This is a genomic window from Variovorax stachyos, assembly GCF_051400855.1.
In the GTDB taxonomy this organism is placed as follows: Bacteria; Pseudomonadota; Gammaproteobacteria; order Burkholderiales; family Burkholderiaceae_C; genus Variovorax.
This window is the reverse complement of record NZ_JBLFFN010000020.1, coordinates 60,732-73,635: the sequence shown is the minus strand read 5'-3', so window position 1 is coordinate 73,635 and position 12,904 is coordinate 60,732. Positions and strand designations below refer to the sequence as shown.

The following is a 12,904-nucleotide window of genomic DNA, read 5'->3' as shown; positions in this document are numbered from 1 at the left end:
TGATGTTCCTTCCCTCAAGCCACTTCGAACAGGCCCGCCGCGCCCATGCCCCCGCCGATGCACATCGTCACGACGACAAAGCGCGCGCCGCGCCGCTTGCCCTCGATGAGCGCATGCCCCACCAGCCGCGAGCCGGTCATGCCGTAGGGGTGGCCGATCGTGATGCCGCCGCCGTTGACGTTCAGCTGCTCCGGATCGATGCCCAGGCGGTCGCGCGAGTACAGCACCTGGCAAGCAAAGGCCTCGTTCAATTCCCACAGGCCGATGTCGCTCACCTTGAGCCCATGGGTTTTCAGCAGCTTCGGCACCGCCAGGACCGGGCCGATGCCCATCTCTTCGGGCGCCAGGCCGGCCACCGCGATGCCGCGGTACGTGCCCAGAACCTTGAGCCCGCGGCGCTCGGCAACCGCGCGCTCCACCAGCACGCAGGCCGATGCACCATCCGAAAGCTGGCTCGAATTGCCGGCCGTGATGACACCGCCTTCGATGACCGGCTTGAGATTGGAAAGGCCCTCCAAGGTCGTGTCGGGGCGGTTGCCTTCATCGCGGTTCAGCGTGACGTCGCGGTAGCTGATCGCGCCCGTCTGCTTGTCGGCCACGGCCATGCGCGTCGCGATAGGCACGATCTCGTCGTCAAACAGGTGGCGCTCCTGCGCCAAGGCGGTGCGGCGTTGCGCTTCCGCGGAATACGCGTCCTGCGCCTCGCGCGAAATGCCGTACTTCTTCGCCACGATCTCGGCCGTGTTCAGCATCGGGATGTAGGCGTGCTGCACGCGCGCGACAAGCTGGGGGTCGGCCTCTTCGCCCACCCACTTGACGAACGGGTTCTGGACGGCGGAAATGTTCTCCTGGCCCCCACCGACGGTCACGTCCATGCCGTCGACGACGATCTGCTTGGCCGCCGTCGCAATGGCCATCAAGCCCGAGGCGCATTGCCGGTCCATGGTCTGACCTGGAACGGATTGCGGCAGTCCCGCCGCGAGCGCAGCAAGGCGTCCGATGTTCATGCCCGCGGTGCCGGCGGCCAGCGCGGTGCCGATGACCACGTCCTCCACTTCGCCGGGATCGATGCCCGCCCGCTGCACGGCGTGGTGGATCGCGTGGCCCATCAGGGTGGGCGACTTGATGTTGTTCAAAGCGCCGCGAAAGGCGCGGCCGATGCCCGTGCGTGCGGTGGAAACGATGACGGCTTCTCTCATGATTCAGACTCCGAGGGGTTCGGTCAAAAGGTTGGCGTAGCGGCGCGCGACAACCGGGCGGTTCAGGCGCAGCGCGGGGGTGAGTTCTTCGTCGCCCTGGTGCAGCGAACGTGGGATGACGCGAATGGTGCGCACGCGATGGTTCTCGGGCAGGCGCCCGTTCGCGATCTCCACTTGCGCCGCGATGAGTGCAGTGATCTCGGGCAGGCCGAGCAGGCTGGCGTAGTCGGTGAAGGGCAGCCGCTGCTGCTGCGCATGCTTCCTGATGCGCTCCTCGTCGAGCGCGAGCAGTGCCGCCGAATGCCCCCCTTCCGCCGGCACGACGATCGCATCGGCGATGTAGGGGCTGAGCCGGAACGCATCCTCCGCAATCTCCGGGCTGATGGGTTCTCCTCGTGTTCCGATGGCGCGCGCGCGCAAGCGGCCGAGCAGTTGCACGCGGCCGAGTTCATCGACACGGCCCAGGTCGCCGGTACGCAGCCACCCGTCCGCCAAGGTCTCGGCGGCGCTCGATGTTCCGCGGACCCAGTAGCCCGGCCGCTGGACCGCGCCGCGCACCAGCACTTCGCCATCGGGTGCCAGCTTGAGCTGGGTGCCGGTCTCGAACGGTGCGGATGCGGTCTCCATCGAGCGGCTGGCAGGAACGATCCTGCAGAAGCCGGCCTCGGCCATGCCGTAGCAGTCGAGCATGGAAACGCCGATGGCGTCGAACCAGTCGGCCACTTGCGCGGGGCTGGAGGCTCCGCCCGTCAGGGCGACCCGGACGTTTCGCAAACCCAGGGCGGAACGTATGCGCTCCCGCGTCCTGCGCTGCAGCCAGCCAGGTCTGCGCGTTGAAAGGCAGGAGGCGTATGCGGTGCGCGCGGCGGACACGGCTTCCTGCATGAACAGCTCGGTCATGCCTTGCAGCTTCTCGAAAAAGCGCGGGGCTGCGAACAGGAAGTGCGGCTCGACCTCGCCCATGTCGTTGAACACCGTGGCCCCGTTCTCCGGCAGGTGGAGCAGGGCTTCGTGCATGAGCATGGCCTTCTGGGCCAGCATGCGTTCGCCGTAGTGCGCGAGCGACATGATCGACAGGGCCCGGTCTCCCGGGCGCAGTTGCAGCCAATGGCTCACGGCGCGCACTTCCCGCAAGAACTCGTGCTGTCGCCAGGCCACCAGCCGCGCCGGGCCGGTGCTGCCTGCGGTGGCCGCCAGGAACGCGATCTGTTCCCCCGAGCCCGCGTCGATGCGGCTGTCGAACAGCGCCGGTTCCCGGGCAGCGGCTTGCGCACCACGGGCATGCCATTCGTCGTAGGCGCTGACCTGCGGGTCCGTGAAGCGCAGCAGCCCGCGCGTGTCGAGCACCACGATGTGGCGCAGGTCGGGACAGGTGTCGCGTACCGCAAGCACCTTCATGAGCTGGTCGGCGTCCTCCACGAAGATCACCCGCGTTCCCGCCTCCACGAGCGCATGCCCGACCTGCGCGGCCGTGCTGCACGGGTACATGCCGTGGGACACGTAACCCATGGCCTGCGCGGCCATGTCGACGACCAGCCACCGGGGCCGGTTGTCCGAAAGGATGGAGACCACCTCGCCGGCCTGCAGCCCGGCCTCGGCCATCGCGAGTCCCACGGCCCGTGCCTCCGTGAAATAGCCGCTCCAGGACAGCCCCTGCCAGATGCCGCGCTCCTTGTGGCGGAGTGCGGGCCGATCGCCCCATTGGGTGCATCGGCGCCGCCACAACTGCGGCAGCGTCGCGAGGCGCGCCTCGTCCGCGGCCAGGGATGCCGACACGTGGATCACAGGGCGCCCTTGGCCGGATCGACCACGTTCGACCGTGCAGTCCATCGGCCCTGCACGACCTGCTCGACCCGCGTCCATTCGGGGTCGATGTGGTTGTTGGCGAAGCGCTGCGTGTCGTAGGACGACACGCCCATGAAGGTGGATGCCTGCAGCGCCTTCACCAGCTTGTCGGTCGTCAGGTCGCGGCCCGCGTTGCGCACTTCCTGCAGGAACCAGCTGGTGTAGTCGTAGAAGGCAGCGGCCACGTCGTCCGGCTCGGCCTTGAAACGCTTGCGGTAGTTCTCGGCCCATTCCTTCTCGGCAGGGGTGGCCTGGTCGGGCGTGGCGATGCGCCAGGTGCCGACGCCGTACACGCCCTCCATCGCGTCCTTCCCGAGGGCCACGGTGAGGCCGGCACGGCCGGGACTGGCGGTCAGCACGTTGACGCCGGCCAGGCCGAGCTTCTTCACTTCGGCTGCCACCGCGATGGTTTCGCGTGTGGTGGTCGCGCAGACGATGAGGTCCACGCCCGCCGCCTGCATGCGCGCGACGTGCGAGGAGAAGTCGAGATCGCCGACCTTGTAGCTGGCTTCTGCCGCCAGCGGCGCGCCCTTGGCGGCGAGCGCCGCCTTCACACCCTTGCCGACCAGGTCGCCGAACGGACCTTCCTGGTAGATGAAGCCGACCTTCTTGCTGCCCAGGTTGCCCGTGGCCCACTTGACGGCGGCCGAGGTCGTGCTGTCGTAGTTCAGGTTGGTCGTGAAAAGCAGCGGCGTCTTGCCGGCCGCCTGGCGCACGAGCCCCGAGGCAGCATAAGGCGCGAAACAGACCACGCCGGCATCCACCGCCTTCTTGACCGTGGCCACGTTCGGTCCGGAGCCGAAGGGGCAGAGCAGGGCGAAGACCTCGTCCTTGCGGATCAGCTTGTCCACGGCGCGCACCGCCTGCGACGGCTGGCTCGCGTTGTCCTCGATGACCAGCCGGAGCTTGCGGCCGTTGATGCCGCCGGCCTCGTTGGCCTCGTCAATGCGCATCTGGATGCCGTTGCGGATCACGGGCATGGCAATGGCCACCGGTCCGGAAAGATCCAGGTGCGTGCCGAGGACGAGTTCCTTGTCGGCCACGCCCGCTGCGCGCGCGGATGGGGTCCACAGGGCGCCGGGTGCCACGGCGGCCAGGCTTGTCTTCAGAAGGGTTCGGCGATCGAGTGTCATGGCTATGTCCTTTTCTCAGTTCCAGGAAGGGCGTCGTCGTGCCGGCCGAATCCCGCCAGCGACACCTTGCGGCAGGTGGTGCGATGCGCCACCCAGGTAAAACTCCTTGATGTCTTCGCGCTGGGAGAGGGCCTCGCAGCTTCCGGCCGCAGCCACGCGTCCCAGTTCGATGACGTAGCCGTGGTCGGCGGTGGCCAGCGCGATCGCCGCGTTCTGCTCCACGACCAGAACGGCCGTCCTGGTCTGCTCGCGGATGCGCTTGATGATGGCGAAGATGTCCTTGGTGAACAGCGGCGAGAGGCCCAGCGAAGGCTCGTCGAGCAGCAGCAGGCGCGGCCGTCCCATCAGCGCGCGGCTGATCGCCAGCATCTGCTGCTCGCCGCCGGAAAGCAGGCCCGCCTGCTGGCGCTGTCGTTCCCGCAGGCGCGGGAACCAGTCGTACATCTGCTCCATGTCGCGCGTGATCTCCGAGTCTTTCCGGGCGAACGCACCCATGCGCAGGTTCTCCGCGACGGTGAGAAACGGGAATATCTGGCGTCCTTCGGGCACCAGCACGACGCCGCCGCGCGCGACGTCATCGGCGTCCTTGCCTGCGATGGGACGGCCCTCGAACTCGACCGTTCCGTTGGAAGGCGCGAGCACGCCGGCAATGGTGTTGAGGAGGGTCGTCTTGCCGGCGCCGTTGGCGCCCAGCACCGTGACGATCTGCGCGGCATGCACTTCGAGGCTCACGCCGTGCAGCGCTCGCACGGGGCCATACCATGTCTCGAGATTGCGGACGGACAGCAGAGCGGTCATAGGAGTGCCTCGGCGCTACGCGCTGCGGTGCGAGTTCCTTCGGGCGGCACGGCGGAACTCATTCAGGTCCCCAGGTAAGCCGCGATCACGCGCGGATCGGCTTGCACCTGCGCCGGCGTGCCGTCGGTCAGGACCTGGCCCTGGTCCATCACGACCACGCGATCGGCCACGGCGGCGACCAGCGACATGTCGTGTTCCACCATCACCACCGTGACGCCCAGTTCGGCCTGGATGTCTTCGAGCCAATACGCAAGCCTGCGTGTCTCCTCGGGATTGAGCCCGGAGGCGGGCTCGTCCAGCAGCAGCAACCGGGGCTCTGCAGCGAGGGCACGGCCGAGCTCGACGACCTTGCGCACGCCGTAAGGCAGTTCCGCCACGGGCCGATGCCGGAACGCGGCGAGGTCCAGCAGGCGCACGACGTCTTCGACGCGTTCGCGCGAGAGGGCTTCTGCCCGCTGCACGGACGGCAGGTTGAACATCTGCGAAAAGAAGTTGCCGTGGTCCGCACGATGGCGGCCGAGCAGCAGGTTCTCCAGCACCGTCGCGCCTTCGAACAGCTCGATGTTCTGGAACGTGCGGGCAATGCCCTGGCGCACCACGTCGTGCCGCGCCAGGCGCGAGATCTCGTGGCCATTGAAGCGGATGCTGCCGCTGCTCGCGTCGAACACGCGTGTGATGAGATTCAAGAGCGAAGTCTTGCCCGCGCCGTTCGGACCGATCACCGCGAGGATCTCTCCTTCGCCGACCGAGAAGTTCACGTCGCGCACGGCCTTGACGCCGCCGAAGGAGAGGCTCAGTTGCTCGACCTCGAAGAATGCGGCACTCAATGGGGCCCCCACGCTTGTCGCTTCGTGTACTGCGCGGCCTCCAGAGGAAGCCTTCGCGCCTTCGGGCGGTCGTACGGCGCTCATCGGTAGCGCTCCGATTTCATGTAGACCTTGGTCTGGTGAACGCTGCTCTTGCGCACCCATGGGAACTCGGCCATGACCTTGCGGATGCGAACCCAGCGTGCGTTGAGGCCGCCCGGCTCGAGCAGGACGAAGAAGGTCAGCACGGCGCCGTAGACGAAAAGCTCCAGACCGAACTGCGCGCCGAGCCTCGCAGGCAGCGCCTCCTTCAGCGAGGAGATGAACGAGGGCAAGAGGCCGATCAGGATCGCGCCCAGGATGGCCCCGCGCAGGCTTCCGAGTCCACCGATGAACACCATCAACACGAGCTGCAGCGACAGCGCCAGGCCAAAGGCTTCCGGCGTGATGTGCTGCATCTGGTGCGCGAGCAATGCACCGGCCAGGCCCGAGCACGCCGCCGAAAGGCTGAACGCAAGTACCTTGGTGCGCGCGACGTCGATGCCCAGGCCCTGCGCAGCGGCTTCGGAGTCGCGAATGCCGATGAAGGCGCGGCCGGTGGCGGAGCGCATCAGGTTGACCAGCAGGAGCAGAACCACCGCCAGCACCACCAGGCAGAGGAAGTAGAAGGCGCGCGGACCGCCGAGGCTCAGCCCGAAAAGGGTCGGGTCCGGCACGGCCATCCCGCCGTGGCCCCCGGTGACGCTCTTCCACCGGCCGATCACATGCTCGGAGACGATGGCAAAGGCCATGGTCACCATGGCCAGGTGCAGCCCCGACACGCGAATGGCCGGCATGCCGACGAGCAGCCCGCCGAGTGCCGCGCCCCCTGTGGTGAGGAGCAGCGACACGGGCAGCGGCACGCCCTGCGTCAAGAGAATGGTGTGGATGTACGCGCCGATGCCGACGAATGCCGATTGGCCGAGCGACACCTGCCCGGTGAAGCCGGTCAGCATCATGAGCCCGAGGCTCGCGACGCACATGATGAGGATGAATGTCGCCTCGCCGATGTGATAGGCCGGCAGCACCCAGGGTGCGGCCACCAGGGCCAATGCGAGCAAGCCGTACGCAAGCCGCTCGGGCCTGCCGCGCAGCAGCCGGCGCCCGTCCTCGAATACCGTTTCGTAGCGTGCCATTGCGTCAGACCCTCCGGCCGTGGCTTTCGCCAAGGATCCCGCGCGGATACAGGATGAGAACCGCGATGAGCACGAGGTAGGGCGCCACGTCCTTCACGCCATCGGGCAGGTAGACGCCGGCGAACTGCTCGATGAGGCCGATGAGGAGCCCGCCGACGATGGCGCCCGGCGCGCTGCCGAAGCCGCCGAGAACCAAGGCCGCCAGCGCCTTGAGCATGACGAACCACAAGCCCAGGTCGACCAGCGTGATGGGCGCGAGCAGCAGCCCGCACAGCGCGGCGATCGCGCCGGAGATGGCCCACACCAGCGAGTTGAGGCGCTTCACGCGCACCCCGCAGAGATAGGCCGCGAGCTGGTTCTGCGATGTCGCGTGGATCGCGATGCCCAGCGTGGTGCGGCGCAGGAAGTAATAGAGGAGCGCTGTCACGCCCATTGCGGCGCCGACGATCACCAGGTTGAGTTCGGCCACGACGCTGCCGCCGATCTGCATGGACTGCCCTGTCCACGGCGTGGGATAGCTGCGCGACTCCGGCCCGAAGAACATGCTGACGCCACCGCGGATCATGAAGCCGATCCCGATGGTGAGCATGACGCCCGAGAACTGGGGGCGGCCGACGATCCTGCGCATGATCTTCGCTTCCAGGAGAAAGCAAAACGCGGCCGAGATGCACAGCACGACGACCAAGCTGAGCCAGAACGGAAGGCCGGCAGCGACGATGAGGCCCCATCCGAGGAACGCGGAAAGCATCACCACGTCGCCTTGCGCGAAGTTGAGCACCTCGGTCGCCTTGTAGCTCAGAACGAGGCCGAGCGCGACGAGCCCGTAGATCGCACCGCTGGAGATGCCTTGCGCGATCAGCTGGGTCAGTTGCGTCATCACATCCTCCGCCTGAAGTTACATAACGGCCGTTTGTTGAACGGTCGTGAACTATAGGTTTGCAATGGAGGCATCGTCAACACGGCAGAGCGGGTTTGCCGCAGGGGAAAACCCTCGGCAGCCAGCAGCGTGCCCTGATGGAGGTGATACGTTTAGCAAACGATCGGCATGCTATGATGGCTGCTCCACGTTCTGCCGAGGCCGATGCATGCGCTATCCGAAGACCCACAAAGAGGAAACCCGCAAGAAGCTGCTGGCGAATGCCCGTGCCATCGCCAAGAAAGGCGGCTTCGGAACCACCGGCGTCGATGACTTGATGGCGAGCATCGGCCTGACCGGGGGAGCGTTCTATGGACATTTCCCGTCCAAGGAAGCGCTGTTCGCCGAGCTCGTCGAACACGAGATCTCGAACAGCACCGAGATGCTGGCCGGGGACCGGGACTCACCGCCCGACCATGTCGCGAAGCGGTTGCGCAGCTATCTGAGTTCCTATCACGCGCTGCACCCGGAAACCGGATGCGTCTTGCCGGCCTTGGGGCCGGAGATCGCGAGGGCGGGGCCTGAGGTTCGTGCATCGGTCGAAGAGGGCTTGAAGCGCTTGCAGAAGAGCTGGAGCTCGCGCATCGGCGATCCGGATGCAGCATGGGCGCTGATTGCCCAATGTGTTGGCGCACTGGTCTTGTCTCGCGCAGTCGAATCCGAGCGCACCCGCAAGGAAATCCTGGCCTCCAGCCGACGTTTCATCGACCAGACGCACGCACTGGACGATGCCCCGGCGAAGCCCGCCAAAGGATCCTGACAGCAAGGGCTGACCTTGCCCTGGCGCGCCACTCATGCAAATGCGCTTGTGCGTGCGCCATCTACGCCGCATGCGCGGGCGGCTGGGGCCGAAGGGTCAGCGAAAGTTGGTGCTGGGCCATTGCAGTGCACTAGCACCAAGTTGCGCGATCTTTCGCGACTCGTCACGCAGCACTACGACGCGGAACTCATCAAGGCCGGTCTCACAACCACCCAATACTGGCTGCTGACGGAAGTTCTGGCACATGGGCCAGTGCGTCCCTGTGACCTGGCCGAGACAACGTCGCTCGACCCGTCCACGCTGACGCGCAATCTGAGAACCTTGATCTCCGCCGGATGGCTGGAGCTTGGCCCCGGGCTCGACGGGCGCACACGCAGCGTGCGCCTCACCGTCTCGGGCCGCAGAAAGTGTGCTGAAGGCCAGCCTCACTGGACCACGGCGCAGGCCAGAGTGCATCGGTTGATCGGGAGTCGAAACGCAAGCGCGTTGCATTCACTCGCCGAGGACTGCCTGGCAAGCATGACAGCAGCGAATGGATGATGTGGCAGCCGGATCAAGCCACGAAGCCGAAAATATCCATGCTCCTACGGGGATAGGGGGCGGGGTGCGCGAAAGTGCGGCGCATGGATCTCGCCTCGCTGCTCATCCTTGCGGCGGCCGGCGCTTTGGCGTCGCCGATAGGTGGCGCGCTGGCGCTATGGAAGCGGCCGACGACGCTCGGGCTGTCGATCGCGGTCGGCTTCGCGGCCGGTGCACTGCTCGGCGCGTTTGCTTTCGAGATGCTGCCGCACGCCGTCGAGGTGGCGTCGCTCCCGACTGCAGTGGCGGGATTCGCGCTCGGCTTCGGCTTCGTGTATGCGCTCGATCTGTTCGTCCATCGCGGAGCGAGTGCGGGCGAGAAGGCTTCTCAGCGCGACCGGGTCCTGACGATGCGACGACTCCGCCGTATGCGGGGCGACAAGGTGACCGTATTGGCTGGTGGAACGAGCGCCGAGGAACTAATCGAAGGCCTGACGATTGGCGTCAGCGCCGCGACCGATCCGTCGCTGGGAATGATCGTGGGATTGGCGATCGTCGTCGACAACATTTCCGAGTCCATGAGCATCGGTGATCTCATCCGAGAAAAAGGCGGCGATCACCAGGCGCGCCGCATCTTGGGATGGACCAGCCTGATCGGAGTGGCGCTGTTCTCCTCGGCGATGGCGGGCTGGTTCCTGCTGCGAGACCTGGCGCCCGCGACGCTTGGTCTGCTGCTCGCGGCTGGTGCCGGTGCGATGTTCTATCTTTGCGCCACCGAGCTCGTGCCGGAGGCCGAAAGTCACCAGTACCAGCAATCGTCAGCCATCGCGATGGGCGCGGGTCTGCTGGTGATCTTCAGCCTGTCGAATGTGTCCTGAGCACCAGTTGGGATTTCTCAAACATCATTGAATTCACCGGCAAGGAAGAGCGGATCAGCGGCATCGACCGCCTCGCCTGGATAACCAGCTGCCTTTACGGCAGCCCGCAGCTCGGCTTCGGTGCAGCACAAGCTCATAGCCCAATCGCAGATTTCATCGCTGCGCTCGAGCGAGATGAGGTTCGCGACGGCCTTGACTGCCTCGCGCAGTTCGGCTTCGGTGCAGCCCAGGCTCCTCGCGCGTTGGCGGATCTCAGTGTCTTCGTAGAAAAATTCGGCCTTGTGGATGTCTGTCATTCAGTACTCCCTGTTGTTCCAGACACTTTTTGGGCGAACGGCAGGCAAACCGGGTAGCTTTCGACCGCGTTCTTCTGAGGTCGGCAACCTACAGCTGGAGCCTGATTCATCGGTCCGCATGGCTACGCAGCCATGCCGCCACCGCTGCCGCACTTCGAAAATCGTCGCAGGCGCGAGCCGGGACCGTGGGCCAGCGCTGATTCCACATGCGCGCCAGGGCTTGGCCAGGACCTATCTCCAGCACGCAGCGCACCTGCCGGGCCATGACGTTCTCCATGCATTCGTCCCAACGAACCGTCTGAGCGATCTGAGCAGCCAGCGCAGCCTTGGCGGAACTTGCGCTCCGGATTCGGTCCGCCGCGTTGCTGAACAGCACGACGCGCGGCGGCTGGAACGGAACTGTTGCAAGCGTTCGCGAAAAGCTCTCGGCGGCCCCGCGCATCCACGATGTGTGCGATGCCACATTGACGCGCAAGCGCGCGCATTGCGCGCCGGCAGCGACGGCCATGCGTTCGGCGTCTTCCAGCGCATCGAGCGGCCCGCCGACGATCACGTTCAGGCCGCTGTTGCGTATGGCGACTTCAACGCCGGCCTCGGCGCGCAGCCGGTCGAGCTCCCGCTCGGAGATGCCGGTGACGGCCAGCAGCCCGCCGGGGGCACGCGCCGCACATGCATCCATCGCGTGCGCCCGCTGCCGTGCAAGCTCGATGCTCGAGTCGGCAGCGAGCACGCCTGCCGCGCTGAAGGCCGCCAGTTCCCCGACGCTGTAGCCGGCGATCGCATCCGGCGGCGGAACCATGGGCGCCAGCTGGGCCCAGGCCGCCAGGGCGAGGCAGGTCAGCAGCGTCTGTGCGTGGTCGTTGCGCTCGGCCCATTGCGGGTCGGCGAGGGCGTGGCGCCAGTCGTCGACACCGAGCCGGGCGCGCATGTCGCGCACGATCCCGTCGTCGGCCAGCCACGGCAGCATCGCCGGATGCTGGTTGCCCTGGCCGGAAAAGAGCAGTGCGAAGCTCATGGCACCGGGCACACGCGGCCGATCCAGCAGGCGGCAGCGAGCGTGTCGGCCGCACCGCCGGGCGACAGGCGCCGCAGCACGAAATCGTCGGCAATGCCTTGCGCCTCCTGGAGCCCGCGAGGTCTTGCGATGCCGCCGCGGTCGAGGAAGTCCCGCGCGGCACGCTGCGCCCAGCGCAGGCCGTCGAGCCCGCCGCGATGCGCGAGGTTGCTGTCGTCCAGCACGGCGACGATGTGGAAGAGGGTGTCGATCCGGGTCTGCGAAGGCGTCAGGCCGCGGGCGATGCCTCGCCGCATCGCGGGGAGGGCGGTCTCGAACAGCACCGGAAACGCCAGCGCCGCCTCTTCGGATGCGCCGCGCAGATGGTGCCGCCGCGCGGCAATGCCGCCCGGCAGCACCGGCGCACGCCGTGCGCGGCTGGCGAGCGCATCGCCCCAATGCTGGCGCAAGGCATCTCGCAGCTGCTCCGGATGCGGCGCGGCGCCATGCTCTCGGCAGGCGGCGCCCGCCGCGGCGCACAAGAGGCCGAGCATGAAGATCGCACCGCGATGCGTGTTGACGCCGCCGGTGGCAGCGAGCATGCGCGCCTCTGCCGCGATGCCGTAGCGCTCGAGCACATCGAACTCTGCGCCGCGTGCGCCGGCTTCGGCGATCCCGACGAAGTACCTGCGCAGCGAGAACAGGCTGCGCATGAAGGTGTGCGCGTCCATGTCCTCGTGGCTGCCGGAGTCGATCAATGTCACGAGGCCGGGTTTTGGCGCCAGTGAAAGTTCGTCATGCAGCGCGAGCGTGGCCGCGCGCCCGATCGCCGCCGGCGTGAGTGGCGGGTCCGATCGCAGCGAGAGCGCGCCCTTCTTCATCCTGCCGCCAGCCCCAGGCCCAACCCCATGCCCTGAGCGCGCTCGCATGGCGCGGCATCCATCTGAAGGCTCGCGCCCTGCAGCCGCTTGACCAGAAGCGCCCGCGCGCGTCCGGCGCGCCAATCGATCCATTCCCGCCACGCAACAGCGGCGCCATCGAGGAATACGAGCTCGCCGTCCAGCCGCAGCCGTGCCGTGCCGAAGGACTGGAGGACACGTGCCGCAGCATCCGCATGCGTCGGCCCATCGACGCCGATCGCCAGATCGAGGTCGGAGTCCGGGCGCACGTGGTCGAGACCGCTGATCGCTTGCCACCCGTAGCTGCCGAATACCCGCGTTGTCGCCTGCTGCTCATCGAGTCTCGCAAGCAGCTCACGAACCGCGGCTCGCGCAGATTGCGGCAGCATCCATCGCACATCGGCAAGGCGCGGGAACTCGTCGAAGAAAAGCACTGCAGTGCGCGGCACCTGCAGCGCGAGCCGGCGCCGATCCCAGCGCTTTGGGCAGGACAGTCCGAGCGCGATCCAGGCCCCCGCAGCCGCATCGACCGGCTGACGCGTCACCACCAATGGCAGCCGATGCGTCGCCCAGTGATCCAGGCAGTCGCGCGCCACCGCATCCCACGGCCGGGCGAGTACGGTGCTCCAGCCGGCCTCCGACAGGCGGGCGAGCTGGTGGCGGCGCAAAGGAACCATGGGGGTCAT

The 12,904-nt window shown here is 67.1% G+C and carries 14 protein-coding genes; 3 read left to right on the top strand and 11 right to left on the bottom strand.

Going from position 1 to position 12,904, the window contains the following annotated elements; all coding sequences use genetic code 11:
- Window positions 1-14: 14 nt before the first annotated feature.
- The 7 genes from ACMGEZ_RS25365 to ACMGEZ_RS25335 form a co-directional block, all read right to left on the bottom strand.
- Window positions 15-1,199, bottom strand: a complete 1,185-nt coding sequence (locus tag ACMGEZ_RS25365) for an acetyl-CoA C-acyltransferase (protein ID WP_436825051.1) — start codon at window positions 1,197-1,199, stop codon at window positions 15-17.
- 3 nt (window positions 1,200-1,202) lie between these two features.
- Window positions 1,203-2,975 (bottom strand): AMP-dependent synthetase/ligase, encoded by a 1,773-nt coding sequence (locus tag ACMGEZ_RS25360; RefSeq protein WP_436825050.1) that lies wholly within the window; start codon window positions 2,973-2,975, stop codon window positions 1,203-1,205.
- Between the two features lie 5 nt (window positions 2,976-2,980).
- On the bottom strand, window positions 2,981-4,177 hold the full coding sequence (locus ACMGEZ_RS25355; RefSeq protein ID WP_436825049.1) for an ABC transporter substrate-binding protein: 1,197 nt from the start codon (window positions 4,175-4,177) through the stop codon (window positions 2,981-2,983).
- 15 nt (window positions 4,178-4,192) lie between these two features.
- The gene (locus tag ACMGEZ_RS25350; RefSeq protein WP_436825048.1) at window positions 4,193-4,975 is read right to left on the bottom strand and encodes an ABC transporter ATP-binding protein; all 783 of its coding nucleotides are present in this window, start codon (window positions 4,973-4,975) and stop codon (window positions 4,193-4,195) included.
- A 62-nt stretch (window positions 4,976-5,037) separates the two neighbouring features.
- On the bottom strand, window positions 5,038-5,802 hold the full coding sequence (locus tag ACMGEZ_RS25345) for an ABC transporter ATP-binding protein (RefSeq protein ID WP_436825047.1): 765 nt from the start codon (window positions 5,800-5,802) through the stop codon (window positions 5,038-5,040).
- 80 nt (window positions 5,803-5,882) lie between these two features.
- Window positions 5,883-6,956 carry a branched-chain amino acid ABC transporter permease gene (locus ACMGEZ_RS25340; protein WP_436825046.1) on the bottom strand — a complete coding sequence of 358 codons (1,074 nt, stop codon included), beginning with the start codon at window positions 6,954-6,956 and terminating at the stop codon, window positions 5,883-5,885.
- A 4-nt stretch (window positions 6,957-6,960) separates the two neighbouring features.
- Complete coding sequence (locus ACMGEZ_RS25335) at window positions 6,961-7,833, bottom strand: branched-chain amino acid ABC transporter permease (RefSeq protein WP_436825045.1); 873 nt, start codon at window positions 7,831-7,833, stop codon at window positions 6,961-6,963.
- Window positions 7,834-8,041: 208 nt separating this feature from the next.
- Here ACMGEZ_RS25335 and ACMGEZ_RS25330 point away from each other — a divergent pair, with 208 nt between their 5' ends.
- The 3 genes from ACMGEZ_RS25330 to ACMGEZ_RS25320 all read left to right on the top strand — a co-directional run bounded on the left by ACMGEZ_RS25330 (window position 8,042) and on the right by ACMGEZ_RS25320 (window position 10,029).
- Complete coding sequence (locus ACMGEZ_RS25330) at window positions 8,042-8,632, top strand: TetR/AcrR family transcriptional regulator (protein WP_436825044.1); 591 nt, start codon at window positions 8,042-8,044, stop codon at window positions 8,630-8,632.
- A 141-nt stretch (window positions 8,633-8,773) separates the two neighbouring features.
- The gene (locus ACMGEZ_RS25325) at window positions 8,774-9,172 is read left to right on the top strand and encodes a MarR family winged helix-turn-helix transcriptional regulator (RefSeq protein ID WP_436825043.1); all 399 of its coding nucleotides are present in this window, start codon (window positions 8,774-8,776) and stop codon (window positions 9,170-9,172) included.
- A gap of 83 nt (window positions 9,173-9,255) precedes the next feature.
- Entirely contained in the window at window positions 9,256-10,029 is a 774-nt protein-coding gene (locus ACMGEZ_RS25320) for a ZIP family metal transporter (protein ID WP_436825042.1), read from the top strand.
- A gap of 17 nt (window positions 10,030-10,046) precedes the next feature.
- Here ACMGEZ_RS25320 and ACMGEZ_RS25315 read toward each other — a convergent pair whose 3' ends face one another.
- From ACMGEZ_RS25315 to mdcG, 4 genes are all read right to left on the bottom strand, one after another.
- Window positions 10,047-10,325, bottom strand: a complete 279-nt coding sequence (locus ACMGEZ_RS25315; RefSeq protein WP_436825041.1) for a DUF3606 domain-containing protein — start codon at window positions 10,323-10,325, stop codon at window positions 10,047-10,049.
- 106 nt (window positions 10,326-10,431) lie between these two features.
- Window positions 10,432-11,340 (bottom strand): acyltransferase domain-containing protein, encoded by a 909-nt coding sequence (locus ACMGEZ_RS25310; RefSeq protein WP_436825040.1) that lies wholly within the window; start codon window positions 11,338-11,340, stop codon window positions 10,432-10,434.
- Window positions 11,337-12,200, bottom strand: coding sequence for a triphosphoribosyl-dephospho-CoA synthase (locus ACMGEZ_RS25305; protein WP_436825039.1), 864 nt, complete (start codon window positions 12,198-12,200; stop codon window positions 11,337-11,339). Before ACMGEZ_RS25305 ends, ACMGEZ_RS25310 begins: the two co-directional genes overlap by 4 nt.
- On the bottom strand, window positions 12,197-12,904 hold the full coding sequence (mdcG, locus tag ACMGEZ_RS25300) for a malonate decarboxylase holo-[acyl-carrier-protein] synthase (protein ID WP_436825038.1): 708 nt from the start codon (window positions 12,902-12,904) through the stop codon (window positions 12,197-12,199). Before mdcG ends, ACMGEZ_RS25305 begins: the two co-directional genes overlap by 4 nt.

Bases quoted from the DNA above. Each gene is read 5' to 3' on its own strand.
- ACMGEZ_RS25350 (WP_436825048.1), bottom strand. From the start codon at position 4,975: ATGACCGCTCTGCTGTCCGTCCGCAATCTCGAGACATGGTATGGCCCC.
- ACMGEZ_RS25365 (WP_436825051.1), bottom strand. From the start codon at position 1,199: ATGAGAGAAGCCGTCATCGTTTCCACCGCACGCACGGGCATCGGCCGC.
- ACMGEZ_RS25355 (WP_436825049.1), bottom strand. From the start codon at position 4,177: ATGACACTCGATCGCCGAACCCTTCTGAAGACAAGCCTGGCCGCCGTG.
- ACMGEZ_RS25340 (WP_436825046.1), bottom strand. From the start codon at position 6,956: ATGGCACGCTACGAAACGGTATTCGAGGACGGGCGCCGGCTGCTGCGC.
- mdcG (WP_436825038.1), bottom strand. From the start codon at position 12,904: ATGACCCCCATGGTTCCTTTGCGCCGCCACCAGCTCGCCCGCCTGTCG.
- ACMGEZ_RS25330 (WP_436825044.1), top strand. From the start codon at position 8,042: ATGCGCTATCCGAAGACCCACAAAGAGGAAACCCGCAAGAAGCTGCTG.
- ACMGEZ_RS25320 (WP_436825042.1), top strand. From the start codon at position 9,256: ATGGATCTCGCCTCGCTGCTCATCCTTGCGGCGGCCGGCGCTTTGGCG.
- ACMGEZ_RS25310 (WP_436825040.1), bottom strand. From the start codon at position 11,340: ATGAGCTTCGCACTGCTCTTTTCCGGCCAGGGCAACCAGCATCCGGCG.
- ACMGEZ_RS25305 (WP_436825039.1), bottom strand. From the start codon at position 12,200: ATGAAGAAGGGCGCGCTCTCGCTGCGATCGGACCCGCCACTCACGCCG.
- ACMGEZ_RS25315 (WP_436825041.1), bottom strand. From the start codon at position 10,325: ATGACAGACATCCACAAGGCCGAATTTTTCTACGAAGACACTGAGATC.
- ACMGEZ_RS25335 (WP_436825045.1), bottom strand. From the start codon at position 7,833: ATGACGCAACTGACCCAGCTGATCGCGCAAGGCATCTCCAGCGGTGCG.